At 44.1% G+C, this 16810-nt stretch carries 12 protein-coding genes, 3 tRNA genes and 4 pseudogenes; 17 read left to right on the forward strand and 2 right to left on the reverse strand.

Going from position 1 to position 16810, the window contains the following annotated elements:
• Position 1 precedes the first annotated feature (1 nt).
• The 17 genes and pseudogenes from MMY81_RS16525 to MMY81_RS16605 all read left to right on the forward strand — a co-directional run bounded on the left by MMY81_RS16525 (position 2) and on the right by MMY81_RS16605 (position 15602).
• Positions 2–1972, forward strand: coding sequence for a DHH family phosphoesterase (locus MMY81_RS16525; protein WP_252313717.1), 1971 nt, complete (start codon positions 2–4; stop codon positions 1970–1972).
• Positions 1969–2412: a 50S ribosomal protein L9 gene (gene rplI / locus MMY81_RS16530; RefSeq protein WP_252313718.1), complete on the forward strand. Its 444-nt coding sequence runs from the start codon at positions 1969–1971 to the stop codon at positions 2410–2412. Before MMY81_RS16525 ends, rplI begins: the two co-directional genes overlap by 4 nt.
• A gap of 84 nt (positions 2413–2496) precedes the next feature.
• Positions 2497–3861: pseudogene (dnaB, locus tag MMY81_RS16535) on the forward strand (replicative DNA helicase).
• A gap of 169 nt (positions 3862–4030) precedes the next feature.
• On the forward strand, positions 4031–5320 hold the full coding sequence (locus tag MMY81_RS16540) for an adenylosuccinate synthase (RefSeq protein ID WP_252313719.1): 1290 nt from the start codon (positions 4031–4033) through the stop codon (positions 5318–5320).
• 172 nt (positions 5321–5492) lie between these two features.
• Positions 5493–5568, forward strand: a tRNA-Lys gene (locus MMY81_RS16545).
• A 24-nt stretch (positions 5569–5592) separates the two neighbouring features.
• Positions 5593–5667, forward strand: a tRNA-Glu gene (locus tag MMY81_RS16550).
• Positions 5668–5711: 44 nt separating this feature from the next.
• Positions 5712–5787: transfer RNA gene (locus MMY81_RS16555), tRNA-Phe, on the forward strand.
• Between the two features lie 284 nt (positions 5788–6071).
• The gene (gene yycF, locus MMY81_RS16560) at positions 6072–6779 is read left to right on the forward strand and encodes a response regulator YycF (protein ID WP_252313757.1); all 708 of its coding nucleotides are present in this window, start codon (positions 6072–6074) and stop codon (positions 6777–6779) included.
• A gap of 2 nt (positions 6780–6781) precedes the next feature.
• Positions 6782–8606: pseudogene (gene walK / locus MMY81_RS16565) on the forward strand (cell wall metabolism sensor histidine kinase WalK).
• Positions 8603–9937 (forward strand): YycH family regulatory protein, encoded by a 1335-nt coding sequence (locus MMY81_RS16570; protein ID WP_252313720.1) that lies wholly within the window; start codon positions 8603–8605, stop codon positions 9935–9937. The pseudogene walK and the gene MMY81_RS16570 overlap by 4 nt, the downstream one beginning before the upstream one ends.
• Position 9938: 1 nt before the next feature.
• Positions 9939–10829, forward strand: coding sequence for a two-component system regulatory protein YycI (locus MMY81_RS16575; RefSeq protein WP_252313721.1), 891 nt, complete (start codon positions 9939–9941; stop codon positions 10827–10829).
• An 8-nt stretch (positions 10830–10837) separates the two neighbouring features.
• Positions 10838–11630 (forward strand): annotated as a pseudogene (locus tag MMY81_RS16580) (MBL fold metallo-hydrolase).
• A 104-nt stretch (positions 11631–11734) separates the two neighbouring features.
• Entirely contained in the window at positions 11735–11956 is a 222-nt protein-coding gene (locus tag MMY81_RS16585) for a hypothetical protein (protein WP_252313722.1), read from the forward strand.
• Complete coding sequence (locus tag MMY81_RS34130) at positions 11953–12957, forward strand: S1C family serine protease (protein WP_252313723.1); 1005 nt, start codon at positions 11953–11955, stop codon at positions 12955–12957. Before MMY81_RS16585 ends, MMY81_RS34130 begins: the two co-directional genes overlap by 4 nt.
• 208 nt (positions 12958–13165) lie before the next feature.
• Positions 13166–13321, forward strand: coding sequence for a CxxH/CxxC protein (locus tag MMY81_RS16595; RefSeq protein ID WP_252313724.1), 156 nt, complete (start codon positions 13166–13168; stop codon positions 13319–13321).
• Between the two features lie 63 nt (positions 13322–13384).
• Positions 13385–13863 (forward strand): annotated as a pseudogene (gene rlmH / locus MMY81_RS16600) (23S rRNA (pseudouridine(1915)-N(3))-methyltransferase RlmH).
• 86 nt (positions 13864–13949) lie between these two features.
• Positions 13950–15602 (forward strand): alpha-keto acid decarboxylase family protein, encoded by a 1653-nt coding sequence (locus MMY81_RS16605; protein ID WP_252313725.1) that lies wholly within the window; start codon positions 13950–13952, stop codon positions 15600–15602.
• A gap of 47 nt (positions 15603–15649) precedes the next feature.
• Here the strand turns inward: MMY81_RS16605 and MMY81_RS16610 are convergent, their stop codons facing one another.
• Positions 15650–15892, reverse strand: a complete 243-nt coding sequence (locus MMY81_RS16610; protein WP_252313726.1) for a hypothetical protein — start codon at positions 15890–15892, stop codon at positions 15650–15652.
• Positions 15893–16088: 196 nt separating this feature from the next.
• The gene (locus tag MMY81_RS16615) at positions 16089–16718 is read right to left on the reverse strand and encodes a DUF4190 domain-containing protein (RefSeq protein ID WP_252313727.1); all 630 of its coding nucleotides are present in this window, start codon (positions 16716–16718) and stop codon (positions 16089–16091) included.
• Positions 16719–16810 lie beyond the last annotated feature (92 nt).

Here is a 16810-nt window from a genome sequence, read left to right on the forward strand (position 1 = left end):
TATGCCTAAGTTCTTATTAAGACGCTGGCACGGCTTACACGTTGTTGCTCTATTTATCCTTGCCTCTTTCTTCATCGGAGCACTGATGATTTACCGCTGGGAATTAGGCCTGGCCGGATTTATTCTTTTAGGCGTGATGGTTTTTTATGTCGTTCAGGCCAGAGCATCTTTTGAACGGGATCTTGAACGCTATATAGCCACTTTATCCCATCGTGTTAACAAAGCCGGCGAAGAAGCTGTAACCGAGCTTCCGATTGGTATCTTGTTGTATGGAAAAGAATATGAAATTGACTGGGTGAATCCTTTCGTTCATGAACTGCTCCCCGGCCATTTCCTAGGGAAGGGACTGGACGAAGTTTCTTCAGATCTCATTCCGGCTATAAAAAAAGGCGAAGAAGAAGTACAGATCAGCTTAAATGACAATTACTATACCGTGTATATTCGTCACGAAGACAAGCTTTTGTACTTTTTCAATATGACGGAGACAGCGGAAACGAACAGATTGTATGAAGAAGAACAATCGGTAGTCGGTCTGATATATCTGGATAACTATGATGAAGTGACTCAGGGGATGGATGACCAGCTTCGAAGCAGGTTGAAAAGTCACGTAACGTCCGCGCTGAATCATTGGGCCAGCGACTATGATATTCTGCTGCGAAGTATTGCCTCGGACCGATTTATAGCATTTATGGACCAAAAAGCTTTGAAGGAAGTAGAGAAAACGAAGTTTGTGCTTCTCGACGAAGTACGAGAAGTAACAGGAAAAGAAAAGGTGCCGATTACGCTTAGTATCGGTATAGGAACAAAGGAATCTTCCTTACGGGAGCTTGGCACACTAGCTCAGTCCAGTCTGGATCTGGCGCTTGGCAGGAGCGGCGATCAGGTAACTATTAAAGAAAAAAATGGCAAAGTGCGCTTCTACGGCGGCAAATCAAACGCCATGGAAAAGCGGACCCGCGTGCGAGCCCGCGTTATTTCCCACGCCCTGCGGGATTTTGTACTGGAAAGCGATCAGGTGGTGGTCATGGGCCATAAGAATCCTGATATGGATGCTATTGGAGCAGCGATCGGTGTTTTGAAGATTGCAGAAGTAAATAATACGGATGCCTACGTCGTCGTTGATCCAAATGAAATCAACCCGGACGTTCAGAAGCTTATGGAAGAAATAGAAGCTCATGAATATCTGTGGTCCCATTTTATTACTCCGGAAGAAGCAATGGACGAACTGACACGTCACACGCTTCTTGTGGTCGTCGATACGCACAAGCCGTCTTTGGTTATTGAGCCGAAGCTTGTAGATGCAGTTGACCGGATTGTTATACTTGATCATCATCGCCGCGGGGAGGAAATTATTAAAGATCCCGTGCTCGTGTACATGGAGCCGTATGCTTCTTCAACGGCAGAGCTTGTAACAGAACTTCTCGAATACCAGCCTCAGAAGCTGAAGATGGACGTACTCGAAACGACAGCTCTGTTGGCGGGGATGATCGTCGATACGAAAAGCTTTGCTATTCGAACAGGTTCCCGGACGTTTGACGCCGCTTCGTTTTTAAAGTCACACGGGGCAGATACGACGCTTGTACAAAAGCTTCTTAAAGAAGATATTGAGCAGTACGTGAAACGCTCGCATTTAATTGAAAAAGCAGCCATCTATAAAAAAGGCCTGGCTATTGCGAAAGCATCTGAAGGGGAAACATATGACCAGATTCTTATCGCTCAGGCGGCAGATACGCTGCTGACGATGAACGACGTAAAGGCCTCATTTGTTATTTCCAAGCGGGCCGACGATAAGATCAGCATCAGCGCCCGCTCTTTAGGTGAAGTCAATGTCCAGCTTATTATGGAAACGTTGAACGGAGGCGGCCATTTAACCAATGCCGCAGCCCAGTTAAAAGAAACTACGCTTGAAGAAGCGGAAAAGCAGTTGAAAGCAGCAATTGATGAATATATGCAGGGAGGTTCTTCTGAATGAAAGTAATATTGAATGAAGACGTTAAAGGTAAAGGAAAAAAGGGGGATGTAGCCAATGTATCGGAAGGCTATGCCCGCAACTACCTTTTTCCAAATAAGCTTGCTGTAGAAGCAAACGCAGGCAACATGAAAAACCTGCAGGCCAAACAACAGAGCGATGACAAAAAATCAGAGCAGGAACTGGAAGAAGCAAAAGCTTTTAAAGAAAAAATTGAAAGCAAAAAAATTGATATTAAAGCAAAATCCGGAGAAGGCGGCAAGCTGTTTGGCGCCGTGTCCTCTAAGCAGATTGTTCAGCGCCTGAAAGAAATGGATTTAAAGGTCGACAAGAAAAAAATTGATCTTGATGAACCGATCCGTACACTCGGCGTTACCAAAGTGCCGGTTAAAGTACATCCGAAAGTAACAGCCACTATGAATGTCCACGTTGTCGAAGAATAGAAAATCCGGCCCTCTCTCTTACAGAGGGGGTTCTTTATTAGGAATACATAAGAGCATCATAGAAGGAAAGGCAGGACGACCAGGATGAGTGATATGTATACAGATCGAATGCCTCCCCAGAACATTGAGGCCGAACAGGCTGTCCTTGGAGCTATATTTTTAGAAAGCGAAGCATTGATTACGTCTTCCGAACGATTGGCTCCCGAAGATTTCTATAGAGCCTCCCACCAGCGGATTTATCAGGTGATGCTCGAGCTTGGGGAAAAAGGAAGCCCGGTCGATCTTGTTACCGTCACCTCCTCTCTGCAGAATTATCAGTGGCTGGAGGAAGTGGGCGGAATTTCGTATTTAACCGACTTGGCAAATTCCGTTCCTACAGCAGCGAATGTAGACTTCTACAGCAAGAGCGTTCAGGAAAAATCCTTGATGAGGAGACTGATCCGAACGGCGACAGATATCGCAACGGACGGGTACAGCAGCGAATCGGAAGTAGAAGATATTTTAAATGAAGCGGAACGCAGTATTCTGGAAGTTGCCAATCAGCGAAGCTCCAAAGCGTTTGTTTCCATAAAAGATGTATTAATTGAAACGTACGACAATATGAAACACTTCAGAACAGGGAAAGCGATGTTACCGGTATTTCGAGCGGCTTTATGGAGCTCGACCGTATGACTGCCGGTTTTCAAAAGAATGATCTTATTATTGTAGGCGGCACGCCCTTCGATGGGTAAAACGGCTTTTGCCCTGAATATTGCCCAGAATGTTGCTACGAAGACAGAAGAGAATGTAGCTATTTTCAGTCTGGAGATGGGAGCCAGCCAGCTTGTCCAGCGGATGCTTTGTGCGGAAGGAAATATCGACGCTTCGCGTATGCGGACAGGTGCTCTCCAGGAAGAAGACTGGGAAAAGCTGACGATGGCAATGGGAAGCCTTTCCAACGCCGGCATTTATATTGACGATTCTCCCGGTATCCGAGTGAGTGATATCCGGGCAAAATGCCGGAGGCTCCAGCAGGAAAGAGGGCTGGGGATGATTTTAATAGACTATATGCAGCTTATCCAGGGTTCTTCTGCACGCGGAGGCGAAAGCCGCCAGCAGGAAGTGTCCGAAATTTCCCGGAGCCTGAAAAGCCTGGCCCGCGAACTGAATGTGCCAGTTATTGCGCTTTCCCAGCTTTCACGTGGAGTAGAATCCAGACAGGACAAACGCCCGATGATGTCCGATTTAAGAGAATCGGGAAGTATTGAGCAGGATGCCGACATTGTATCTTTTCTTTATAGAGAGGATTACTACGATCAGGAAGGCGAGAATCAGAACATTATTGAAATTATCATAGCAAAACAAAGAAATGGTCCGGTCGGCACAGTAGAACTGGCTTTTATTAAAGAATATAATAAATTCGTTAATTTAGACCGACGTCACGATGAAGGAAGCGCTCCGCCTATGTAGGAGCGTTTTTTTGTGACATTATTACGAACAAAAATAACAGTCTTCATTTAGAATGTTCGTGTTTATTGACTTTCCCCCGGCTAGTTGATACACTATGTAAGGGTTTTTTGAACACGTTTTACATACCAAATTATAAATAGATCGTTTAAATATTCTGGAGGTGGGAGTCATGTCATCCATCGTTATCGTAGGTACACAATGGGGAGATGAAGGTAAGGGTAAGATTACCGATTATTTATCAGAGAATGCCGAAGTAGTAGCCCGTTATCAAGGGGGAAACAACGCCGGCCACACAATCGTGTTTGGGGGAGATACGTATAAGCTTCATTTGATCCCGTCCGGTATTTTTTACAGTGATAAAATCTGTGTGATTGGAAACGGAATGGTTATTGATCCAAAGGCTTTGGTCGAAGAGCTTAAATATCTCCATGACCGCAATGTAGATACGAGCAACCTGCGTATCAGCAACCGTGCCCATGTCATTCTTCCTTATCATATCAAACTCGATATTGTAGAAGAAGAGAGCAAAGGCAGCAATCAGATTGGAACGACAAGAAAAGGCATCGGTCCTGCTTATATGGATAAAGCAGCACGTACAGGCATCCGTATTGCTGATTTGCTGGATAAAGAAGAATTTCGTGAAAAACTGGACCGCAATTTAAAAGAAAAAAACCGTCTGCTGGAAAAAATTTATGAAACAGAAGGATTCGAGCTTGAAGAGGTGCTTGAAGAGTACTATGAGTACGGTCAGCTTGTATCAAAATATGTAGACGATACATCCGTTGTGTTAAACGATGCGATTGATCAGGGGCGCCGCGTGCTGTTTGAAGGCGCACAGGGCGTTATGCTTGATATTGATCAGGGAACGTATCCATTTGTTACATCTTCGAATCCTATCGCAGGCGGCGTTACAATCGGCTCCGGTGTAGGTCCTTCAAAAATTCACCATGTGGTTGGTGTATCAAAGGCTTATACCACAAGAGTAGGCGATGGTCCTTTTCCAACGGAGCTTTTGGATGAAACCGGGGATAAGATCAGACAAGTAGGTAATGAATACGGAACAACGACCGGACGTCCGCGCCGTGTCGGCTGGTTTGACAGCGTAGTTGTCAGGCACGCCCGCCGGGTAAGCGGTATTACCGACCTTTCTATAAACTCTATTGATGTCCTAACCGGCATTGAAACACTTCGTATTTGCACGGCTTACAGATACCGTGGAGAAGTAATGGAGCATTTTCCGGCGAGTTTGAAAGTGCTTGCTGAATGCGAGCCTGTTTTTGAAGAGCTTCCAGGCTGGACAGAGGATATAACAGGAGTTAAATCACTGGATGATCTTCCTGTTAATGCCCGTCATTATTTAGAAAGAATTTCTCAGCTTACCAATATTCCATTAAGCATTTTTTCTGTAGGTCCGGATCGTGATCAGACGAATATGGTCCGCGGCGTATGGGGCGTATAATACGAAAGCCAGCTGCATGTTCTCTTCGGAGGCATGCAGCTTTTTTATACTAAAGAAACCTATGATATCAGGCTTTTGCAGGCGTTATTATTTTCTTGAAAAAATAGCTTGAAAATCAATTTACGGCGTGGTACTATTAATGATGTTGCTGAGAAAAGCAATAAACACATAAGAGCCATTAGCTCAGTTGGTAGAGCATCTGACTTTTAATCAGAGGGTCGGAGGTTCGAATCCTCCATGGCTCACCATTTCTTCTGTATATGAACTATAGCGGCCCGTTGGTCAAGTGGTTAAGACACCGCCCTTTCACGGCGGTATCACGGGTTCGAATCCCGTACGGGTCACCATTTATATAAATAGAAGCATACTACTTACAAAACAGAATAAATACGGCTCGATAGCTCAGTCGGTAGAGCAGTGGACTGAAAATCCACGTGTCGGCGGTTCGATTCCGTCTCGAGCCACCATTTAGTAAAAACCCAAAGCCTTGGATAGGATATCCAGGCTTTTTTTGTTCTCTTGTAATGGATTGGTTTCGGGATATATCGAAGGAGAAGAGAGAGGAATGGAGAGCGCACGTCTGCTGCGGCCTCTCTTATAGAAAAATCACCTTGGGCGAAGAGTCTTTGCAGCTGTGTTACAATAGTAGTAATACGTTTGTGTATTTTTACGAGAAAACAGCCCGAAAGCATGTGTATGGAACAATAAAAATAATGAAGTAAGAAAATAAGAAATGGAAGTGAGCGAATATATGGACGAAAAGGTTCTTGTCGTAGATGATGAACAGCCCATTGCAGATATACTGGAATTTAATTTAAAAAAAGAAGGATTCCAGGTAGAGTGTGCCTATGATGGGAATGAAGCGCTTGAAAAAGTAAATGCCTTTAACCCGGATATCGTTCTGCTTGATATTATGCTTCCTTTTAAAGATGGCATGGAAGTGTGCCGGGAAATCCGCAAAACCTATGATATGCCGATTATTATGCTTACTGCAAAAGACTCGGAGATCGATAAGGTGCTAGGACTTGAGCTTGGAGCGGATGACTATGTAACGAAACCTTTCAGCAACCGCGAAGTTATTGCACGCGTAAAAGCTAACTTACGCCGCCAGCAGGTGGCTCCGGAAGAAGGGTCCACTAAACAAAAAGAAATTATCATTGGAGATTTGACAGTAGACCCGGACGCTTATCAGGTATTAAAGCGCGGCGACCCTGTTGATCTGACGCACCGCGAATTTGAACTGGTGCACTATCTGGCCCGTCATATTGGCCAGGTGATGACAAGAGAACATCTGCTGCAGGCAGTGTGGGGGTATGACTACTTCGGTGACGTCAGAACGGTAGACGTTACGGTACGGCGCCTCCGCGAAAAAGTCGAGGACAACCCAAGCTATCCATTATGGATCGTAACGAGAAGAGGAGTCGGCTATTATCTTAAGTATCCGGACCAGGAGAAGTAGAGATGAAGTTTTTCAACTTTTTCAAATCCATTCATCTGAAGCTGATCGCTATTTTTATGCTGCTCATTTTTATTGCGATGCAGGTTATCGGGGTGTATTTTACCCGGGAGCTGGAAGCCCAGCTCGAGAGCAATCACTATGACATGCTTGAAGAGCGGGCGGACCTGCTTGAATATAATGTGCGTCAGGAAATGACCCGGGACCGGGATGAAGAAGAAGAGCCTCTGCAAGAAGACATAGAAAGTCTGCTCCAGGAATTTTTCTCCATTGAAAACTCGCAGGTTCAGGTTATCGGACCCAATCAGGTTGTACTTGGCACCTCCAACTGGAACAATGACTATATTGTCGGCCAGCAGAGTACGGAAGTACGTGTGAAGCGGGCGCTGTTAGGTACGCCCGACTCTACAGAAGTGAGAAATCCGGATGGAGACCGGCTGCGTGTCATGGCCATCCCTGTCGAGGCAGATGGAGTCGTTCAAGGAGCTATATACATTTGAAGCAAATATGAACGAAATTTATGATGAAGTAGATGAAATCAACCAAATTCTCTTTACGGGAACCATTATTGCACTTATTATTACCGCTGTTTTAGGTATCCTGCTATCCCAGACGATCACAAGACCGATCGTAGACATGAAAAAGCAGGCAAGGGTAATGGGGGAAGGCGATTTTTCCCGGCAGGTAAAAGTATACGGGAACGATGAAATCGGCCAGCTTGCCCACTCCTTCAATAATTTGACGCTTCGATTAAAAGAATCGCAGTCTACTACGGAAGGGGAGCGCAAGAAGCTGAGTTCTGTTCTTGCCCACATGACCGACGGTGTTATCGCTACCGATGAGCTTGGAAGAATTATTCTGATGAATAACCGGGCGGAGCAGCTGTTGAACCTTGATCAAAAAGATATTATCGGTTCTTCCCTTCCGGAAATTCTTCATTTATCAGAAACGATTACGCCAAGCGACTTATACGATTACTCTGATTCTATCCTGCTTGATTTCAGCGACGAGGAAAATGACTTTCTGCTGGAAGCCAGCTTTTCTGTTATCCGAAATGAGGATGGCCCTGTGAATGGTTTAATTACGGTGCTTCATGACGTAACAGAGCAGGAGAAAATTGAAAATGAACGACGGGAATTTGTGGCCAACGTTTCCCACGAACTGCGGACCCCTCTGACGACTCTGAAGAGCTATATGGAAGCGCTGGAGGATGGAGCGATGCAGGACGAAAAACTCGGACCGCGTTTTCTGAAAGTAACTCAAAACGAAACAGAGCGGATGATACGACTTGTTAATGATCTGCTTCAGCTTTCTAAAATGGACAGCGATGATTTAAGGCTTAATGCAGAAACCGTAGACTTAGCAGAAGTCATGCACCAAATTGCAGATCGCTTTGAGATGATAAACAAAGACAAGAATATATATTTTGACCGCCAGTTTCCTTCGTACCCTATTTACGTGGATATGGACCGGGACAAGATGATTCAGGTGTTTGATAATATTATCTCCAACGCTGTGAAATACTCTCCGGACGGGGGTACGATAACGTTGCAAATGATACCTAAATCCCGGGATGTGGAAATTGAAATCATTGATGAGGGATTGGGCATTCCAAAAGAAAGCCAAAACAAAATTTTCGACCGTTTTTACCGGGTAGATAAAGCACGGGCAAGAAATCTCGGCGGAACGGGACTCGGGCTGGCAATTGCCAAAGAACTGGTTCATTCCCACGGTGGTTATATTGACGTGCAGAGCGTTTGGAAGAAAGGTACGACGATCGCCGTTACGCTTCCTTATTCCTCCTATAAAAAAGCAGGTGGGGCCGAATGATAGAACGGATGAAATCCTGGACTCTGTCCCTGCTCGTTGTATTGAGCGTTGTTCTAACCTATCAGGTATGGACGTTTCAACCGGAATACGCAGCGCTTGAAGATACCACATATGTAGAAAGTGAGCCTGTCGGTGAAACCCGTTCGTTGTCAGATGCGGTCCTGCCGGAACAAATTGTACTTCACCAGAACGAAGAAATGACAGCTATAGAAAATAACGATGAAGCTTTTATGCAATTTTATGAGACTCTGCAGGAAGCTAGAATCGAAAATCTCGTTAATCTGACCAGCTCTGAAGAGGCAGGAACCGAGGTTAACGAAATCATTGAAAACAGCGGCGGGGACATGGCAGAAATCATTTTCCCGACCCCGATTGCCGGAGAACTGATTGAAGAGCTGTTTGAAATCGAAGAGGATACACCATATTCCTCGATTGAGACACTTGACCGGATGTACCTGGTCGATGACGGCCCGGATGCAGACGGCTTAAAAATTCTGCTCGTCTCCTATGAAGATGGCGGAAGCGTATTTGAAGGCAGGACAACGTTCAGCCTTTCTGATTTCCGCAGTGAATATTTAAATAACCTGGAAGCTTTTCCATCCGTCTTTGCTTTAGAAACGCCGGAACAGTCAGGTATTGAACGAAATATCTATCTGCCGGAAAATACGGCTACGTATTCCACAGTATCCTACACCACGTCAGAAATTGCGACCGATAACTTTCTGCAGCTGCTGTTTAATGAGCCGAATTACGTAGAACAGTATCAGGAGGACAACGGCGAGCTTTCTTATACTGATGGAAGCAGGATGGTGAATATAGCATCAGACGGTGACTCCTTCAACTACGTGAATCCAATCTACGGAGATAGTGCAGAAAGCAATCAGGGAAATGTTATTACTTCTTCCTTTGATTTCATTAATTCCCAGGGTGGATGGACAGATGAATATACGCTGTACGATATTGACAGCTCTGCCAGCCAGGAAGAAGCGACGTACCGGATGATGGTCCAGGGAATACCGGTCTATGACACCGGAGAACCCCAGACTTCGATTACCGCCGTAAAAACAGGCGGACAGATTGCAAACTATTCAAGACCGCTGTTTGAGCTTGATGCCAATCCCATTGATATCGAAGAAAATGTCACATTGGAATCCGGCCGGGACATTGTAGATCAGATGCAGGGACAGTTTGATATGGAAGATGTCCAGAATGTCCGTATTGGCTACAACGTCAGCAAGGATAATGAAGTAGTAAACTTTGATCCTTCCTGGTTTATTAAATACGGCGGCGAATGGTATCCTTTTGACGCAGCAGTAGAGGAGGAAGAGTAGATTGGACTGGAGCCGGACAAAAACCATTTTTATTGTAACGTTCCTGCTGCTTAACTCTTTTCTCGTCTATCAGCTGATGGAAAAAAGGGCAGGCAGCCAGTTGAATGTGCGGGCAGAAGCCACCATTGAAGAGCGAATGAGTGAAATGAATATTACCGTAACAGAAGATCTTCCTGAAGATATGGAGGAAATCAGCCATATTGTCGGCCAGGTTGTTGATATTGAAGAAGAAGTCAGCGGCATTGTCGGGGAAGAAAATGTAGAAGAGAACGAGGAAAACGACTTAGTTGAAGTTTCGCTGGAAGACCCGTATGATACACCAGAAGGTCCTTATGATAACGAAGCAGCACGAGAAGCCTTTAATGAGAGTGTTATCAACTTTGTGGAAAACAACGTGTATGAGGGAGAAGAATATGTTTACGGGGAATGGGATGACGAAAACCGGGAAATGCATTTTTATCAAACGTTTGAAGATGCTCCTATTTATACGAGTGAAGAAAATCAACTGGTGCTGAGGTTCAATGAAGACACCCAGATTACCGGATACTCGCAGATTTTTCTTGAACTGCAGGAGCAGGATGATAAAAAAATATGTTTCTACCTTGCGATCGAAAGGCTTCTGAATGAGAATTTAATTACCTTCAATGACAGTGTGACAGAAGTCGAAATCGGCTATTTTAATTTCTTTTCTCCTATCGGCAACAGCCGGGTATTTTCTCCCATGTATCAAATCACTATTAATGATGATGAAGAATATCTGGTTAATGCGATTGACGGCGCCATTCAGGAAATGACAGAGGTTGAAAGCGCCACCGACGAAGATACAGAAGAAGTGGACAGTCCGGAGGAAGAAGAGCCTCAGGAACAAGCTGAAGAACAGCAATCGGAGTGAATAGTAAGATGGGATTAACTTTTAGTGTATTAGCAAGCGGCTCGTCCGGAAATGCCATGTATATAGAGACACCGAAGAACAAACTATTGATTGATGCAGGCCTGAGTGGAAAAAACTGGAGCAGCTGTTAATGAGAGCAGCATGCGATCCGTCTGAACTCGACGGCATCCTGGTCACACACGAACATAGTGATCACATAAAAGGACTGGGTGTGATGGCGAGGCGCTATAAGCTTCCTATCTATGCTAACGAAAAAACCTGGGCTGCGATGGAACCGTTAGTAGGAACCATTGCAGCAGACCAGAAATTTCATTTTTCTCAAAGCTCCACTCAGAGTTTTTCGGATTTGGATATTCAATCGTTTCCTGTTTCCCACGATGCGGCAGACCCGATGTTTTTTGCCTTTCACCATGAAGGTAAAAAACTCGTGTTAGCCACAGATATGGGCTACGTGAGTGACACTGTAAAAGGAGTTATTCAAAACGCAGATATGATGGTATTTGAATCCAATCATGACATGAATATGCTGCGGATGGGACGGTATCCATGGAGCGTAAAACGAAGAATCCTTGGTGATTCCGGCCACGTCTCCAACGAAGACGCAGCGTATGCGATGTGTGATGTTATTGGAGAGCGCACAAAGCGAATTTATCTGGCACATTTAAGCAAGGATAACAACATGAAAAATTAGCAAGGATGACAGCCGAAACAGATTTTGAAGGAAAAGGTCATGGAGTTGGAGAAAGCATTCATCTCTTTGACACGGATCCTGTCATTCCTACATCTATCGTTACTTTATAATGCCCCCTAGGTCTTTTTAATAGACGCAGGGGTATTTTTTTCATAAAATGGATATAAATCAAAGGTACGTGAAGTTTTTCTGCTGAAGGAGGATGGGTATATAGATGAGCTACTATAACGATGAGGATTATAACCAGTTTAGCAGGCGCAGAAACCGCCGGCGCGGCGGTGGTTCCGCTTTTATTGGAGCGGTGTTTGGTGCGGGAGTAATGTTGTTTGCCGGGCCTTTTATTTATCAGTCAGGCTTTTATCCGGATTTCGGCAGTGAAGACGGAGAAATACAGCTGAGACAGAATCGCTCTTTTCCGGGGATCAGCAGAATGTGAATGTTTCAGTAAACTCTGATATAACAGAAGCTGTGAACCGGGTGTCGGATTCTGTAGTCGGTGTGTTTAATGTGCAGGAGAATCCTTCCGGTTTTTTTGAAGAAGGAGAGAGTGCGGATCAAGGCGTCGGATCCGGCGTCATTTATAAAATAGAAGGAGAAACCGCCTACGTGGTAACCAATCATCATGTTATTGACGGAGCTTCCAGCGTGGAAATCAGCCTGGCAGATGAGTCACGAATTTCGGCAGAGGTTGTAGGATCAGACGTATTAACGGATTTAGCCGTGCTTGAAATGGATGCTTCCGGCATTGAAACAGTTGCAGAACTCGGTAATTCTGACAATCTGCAGGTAGGAGAACCAGCTCTGGCAATTGGAAATCCGCTTGGTGCCGATTTGTCCGGATCAGTAACACAGGGAATCATCAGTGCAACAGAACGCAGCATCCCAGTAGATCTGTCAGGAGACGGCCAGCCGGACTGGGAGGCTGAAGTACTTCAAACAGATGCGGCAATTAACCCTGGGAACAGCGGAGGCGCATTAGTTAACATTGGGGGCCAGGTAATCGGTATTAATTCGATGAAAATAGCGGAAGGTGCGGTCGAAGGAATTGGATTTGCGATACCGACTGCCATAGCGATTCCGGTCATTGATGATCTGGAAACGAATGGAGAAGTAGTGCGCCCTCAAATTGGTATTGGTATTCGTTCTCTTGCCGAATACCCAAATACAGAAATACGGGAAACGCTGAATCTTCCTGATGATGTAGAAACCGGTGTCGTAGTCACCCAAATTTCCAGCGGATCCCCGGCCGAAGAAGCAGATTTGGCAGAAAATGATGTTATAACAGAAGTAAATGGAGACGCTGTGGCGAATACACACGATTTAAGAAGGTATTTATACACAGAGTCCGGCATTGGAGAAACCGTAACGCTTACGTACTATAGAGATGGTACAAGAGAAACGGTAGAAGTAACACTAGCAGAAGAACAACCATTTTAAATAGAAAGAAACAACGGACTCTCTGATGGTATAATAATCAGGGAGTTTTTTAATGGAGTGAATGTTCACATGTGGATAACTTTCTGCTGCCGGCTGTAAAAATAATTAATTATGATATATTTTTATAATTGTTTTAATAAAATGATGTGGATAAATAGTTATTTATAAAAATGCTAAGATGAAAATAAATAAAAAAGAAGGTGAGAAAATGATATTTTGCTGCGAAACCCATACGGATAGAGCGCTTGACGATGCTATTGAAGAAACAGGAACATTTCCGGTGTTCAGTGTAGTAATGGGTGAAGAGTTATCCACAGTTTGTAATTTTTGCGAAGAAAACGCTGTGTATAAAATAGAAGAATAGGAAAACAAAGCCTGTGTATATGTGGATAGAATTGTGGATAATGCAGAATGGAAGGAAAAAATAATGAATATTACTATTATTGCAGTGGGAAAATTAAAAGAAAAATATTTAAAAGAAGCCATAGCAGAATACGAAAAGCGGATGAGAGCCTTTGCAAAACTGCAGATAATCGAAGTAAATGATGAGAAAACCCCAGATACAGCTAGTGAAAAAGAAAAACTGCAGATTATCGGCAAAGAAGAAAGTAAAATAATGGATAAAATTACAAAAGATACTTATGTGGTGCTGCTCGAGGTAAAAGGACGGATGCTGTCCTCCGAAAAGCTGGCATCCACGATTCAGGATCTTGGAACGTATGGAAAAAGCCATCTTACTTTCGTTATCGGCGGTTCTTTAGGAACCGGGGATATTTTAAAAAACGCGCTGATTTAACATGGTCTTTCTCTGATTTAACTTTTCCCCATCAATTAATGCGCGTTATGCTGCTGGAACAGGTTTACCGTGCTTTTCAAATTAATCAGGGAAGTCCGTACCATAAATAAGCATTGCGATGTTTTCTATCTCATATGTCTGAACACGTCCTTTCTTGGGAACAGTACTAGTAAGAAAAAATTACAGGAGGCGTGCCATGGCAGAGTGGAAAACGGTAAGTCATTATTTATACGATTGTTTACGAGAAGAAGGAATAGAGGAAATTTTCGGCGTTCCGGGAGACTATAACTTTGCCCTGCTTGATGAATTGGAAACATACGACTCCATCCAATTTATTGATAATCGAAATGAACTGAATGCGGGATATGCTGCAGATGGATACGCCCAGGTTAAAGGAATTTCTGCACTGATTACGACGTTTGGAGTAGGCGATTTAAGTGCTGCAAATGCAGTAGCAGGTGCTTTCAGTGAGCAGGTACCGTTAATCGAAATTGTTGGTTCTCCGGCCTCTTCAATGCAGAAAAACGGGGTAAAAGCTCATCATACATTAATGAACGGGGACTATGACGTATTTCTGCGAATGCACCGGGAAATTACAGCCTATACGGTCAAAATTACTGCAGAAAATGCCATTAGGGAGATTCCATCGGCTATTTCAGCGGCTTTAAAGGAAAAAAGGCCGGTTTATATTGATATTCCCCAGGATATAGCAGCCGTGAAAATCGATACAGAGTCTGCAGCATTTTCATTTAATGAAACAGAAAATAAAACAAATCTAGCTGACAAAAGTGCAGAAGCGGTAGCAGAAATGCTTCAACAGGCAGAATCTGCTGTACTGCTGGTGGATATTTATGCAATCCGCTATGGTTTAAAAGACAAAGTGCTTCAATTAGCGGAGCACCTGCACATTCCTACAGCGCAGATGATGCAGGGGAAAAGCGGATTTAATGAACAACATCCCCAATATATCGGGATGTACGGTGGAGCTTTCGGTAATCAGGATGTGCGGGAATACGTGGAGAAAGCTGACGTTATTATCACCGCCGGCTTTTTGGAATCTGACTTTAATATGGCGAAGTTTACGGCAGACCTTCCATCGAAAAAAAGAATCGATCTGCAGCCTTCGGAGTTATTTATTAAAGGGGAGAGTGCAGGTAAAGTAAAAATGAAGGAAGTGATTGATGCCCTTCTTTTAAAAGAAAGGCCGACTTTCGAAAAATCATCCTACTTTCCTTCCTTTTATGACGAGCTTCCGGAAAAAGATGCACCGCTTCAGGCTGAAACGTATTATCCGGTTATCCAGTCTGCTCTCCGGCCGAAAGATATTCTCGTAGTGGAGACCGGCACCTTATCCTATGGTCTTGCACATGTGCGCCTGGCTGAAGACACAGTGTACATTTCCCAGGGGTCCTGGCAGAGCATAGGGTATGCGCTGCCTGCAGCTTTTGGAGCCCAGGTAGCAGCTCCGGACAGACGTGTTCTATTATTCATTGGCGATGGTTCTTTTCAATTAACTGCTCAAGGGCTCAGCTCAATGGCAGAACAGAACGTTAAACCAATCGTTTTTTTCCTGAATAACAGTGGATATACAGTAGAACGTTATTTAAATACGGATAATCCTCAGGCAGCATATAATGATATTCCCAGCTGGGATTACATTAAATTGGTGAGAAGCTTCTATGCGGAGGCACGGACCACACGGGTAACAACAACAGAAGAGTTAAGGCAGGCGGTTTCCCAGTTAGATGAAACAGATTCCCTGCATTTCATTGAGATTGTTGTAGATGATCACATGGATGCGCCGCTTCACCTTAAGCGGTTAAGAGAGGAATCATTGAAAAAAGAATAATAAAGGATATAAAAAGAGAGCCTTAAGCTAAAGGCTCTCTTTTTTGTTTAGACTAGAATGTGCCGGCTTACTTCCTGGAGGTATGCCATAAAACAAGGGTCTTCTGCAAATAGTTCATAATCGTATACGTAATAAATAAAGGGAGTATTACTTAAAAACAGTATTAAATCCTGCTGAACAGCCTCATCTAAAGAAGAGAATGAGACGGTCTGAATCATTTTCGGAGTGACGGGTTGAAGCAAATCAATGGATCCGGATGGTTTCTTTAAAAAAGACCAGATTTCTTCCAAAAAACTGCTCTTGGATTCTGAAAAACAAATACAATCGAAAGACTTGTTTAGTAGTGTAATTGTCATGATGATCAGTCCTTGTGGATTACTTTAAAAAATGGGAGTGGTTCTTTTCCCATATTATTACAGTTTATCACAAGTAAATTGAGCAGAAAACCCAAAAAAAGACAGCTGCATGCCAGCTGTCTTTTTGCTATTAATTTTGGAACTGTTCCATCTGCTGATTGATTTCATTTTGCATTTCAGGAGGAAGATTATCTCCTAACAAAACAGCCAGCAGGCCTATAACAATCAACAGTCCGGAAATAACCATACCGATCGTGCTGAAGATAATACCTGCGATCGCAAGGCCGCGTCCTGTTTTAAACGCCCGTTTCACAGCTCTCAGTCCCATAATACCAAGAATTAAACCAATAAGTCCTAATAGGAAGCCAACGGGAGGGACGAAGAAAGCCAACACAGAAAGAATACCTAATATAAGAGCTACTAATGCTTTGTTGTTCTTTCCTCCATCACCCGGTCTTCCATCATAATGCCGGTCGTTTTTCCGATCAACACCAGAGCGGTCCCGGTTATCAAGGCGCTCATCCCGGCGCCGGTGCTCGTCACGCTCGTCAAAGCGTCCTCTTTCTTCATGACGATCATTTCTGTCATTTAAGGGTCTGTCTTCCCCTCTGTCTCTGTCATCCATTACAGCCGGCTCTTCTCTTCTGTGATCGCGGTCGTCATCTGTCAGCGGATCCCGGCCGGAGGAACGGTCATCCCTCGGATCGAGATTATCCTTGCTGCGTTCGGATCGAAATCGTCTGTTTTCATTATCATCCATACTAACTCACCTCTCCTGCTTTCCTTTTATCTTTATAGAAGCATAGTTACTAATACCACCATTTAGTGGTTTCTAAGCATTTTATCTTTTGC

It is taken from the genome of Sinobaca sp. H24, from assembly GCF_023845525.1.

Coding starts and splice junctions, on each gene's coding strand:
- MMY81_RS16525 (WP_252313717.1), top strand. CDS start 2: ATGCCTAAGTTCTTATTAAGACGCTGGCACGGCTTACACGTTGTTGCT.
- rplI (WP_252313718.1), top strand. CDS start 1,969: ATGAAAGTAATATTGAATGAAGACGTTAAAGGTAAAGGAAAAAAGGGG.
- MMY81_RS16540 (WP_252313719.1), top strand. CDS start 4,031: ATGTCATCCATCGTTATCGTAGGTACACAATGGGGAGATGAAGGTAAG.
- yycF (WP_252313757.1), top strand. CDS start 6,072: ATGGACGAAAAGGTTCTTGTCGTAGATGATGAACAGCCCATTGCAGAT.
- MMY81_RS16570 (WP_252313720.1), top strand. CDS start 8,603: ATGATAGAACGGATGAAATCCTGGACTCTGTCCCTGCTCGTTGTATTG.
- MMY81_RS16585 (WP_252313722.1), top strand. CDS start 11,735: ATGAGCTACTATAACGATGAGGATTATAACCAGTTTAGCAGGCGCAGA.
- MMY81_RS16595 (WP_252313724.1), top strand. CDS start 13,166: ATGATATTTTGCTGCGAAACCCATACGGATAGAGCGCTTGACGATGCT.
- MMY81_RS16605 (WP_252313725.1), top strand. CDS start 13,950: ATGGCAGAGTGGAAAACGGTAAGTCATTATTTATACGATTGTTTACGA.
- MMY81_RS16615 (WP_252313727.1), bottom strand. CDS start 16,718: ATGGATGATAATGAAAACAGACGATTTCGATCCGAACGCAGCAAGGAT.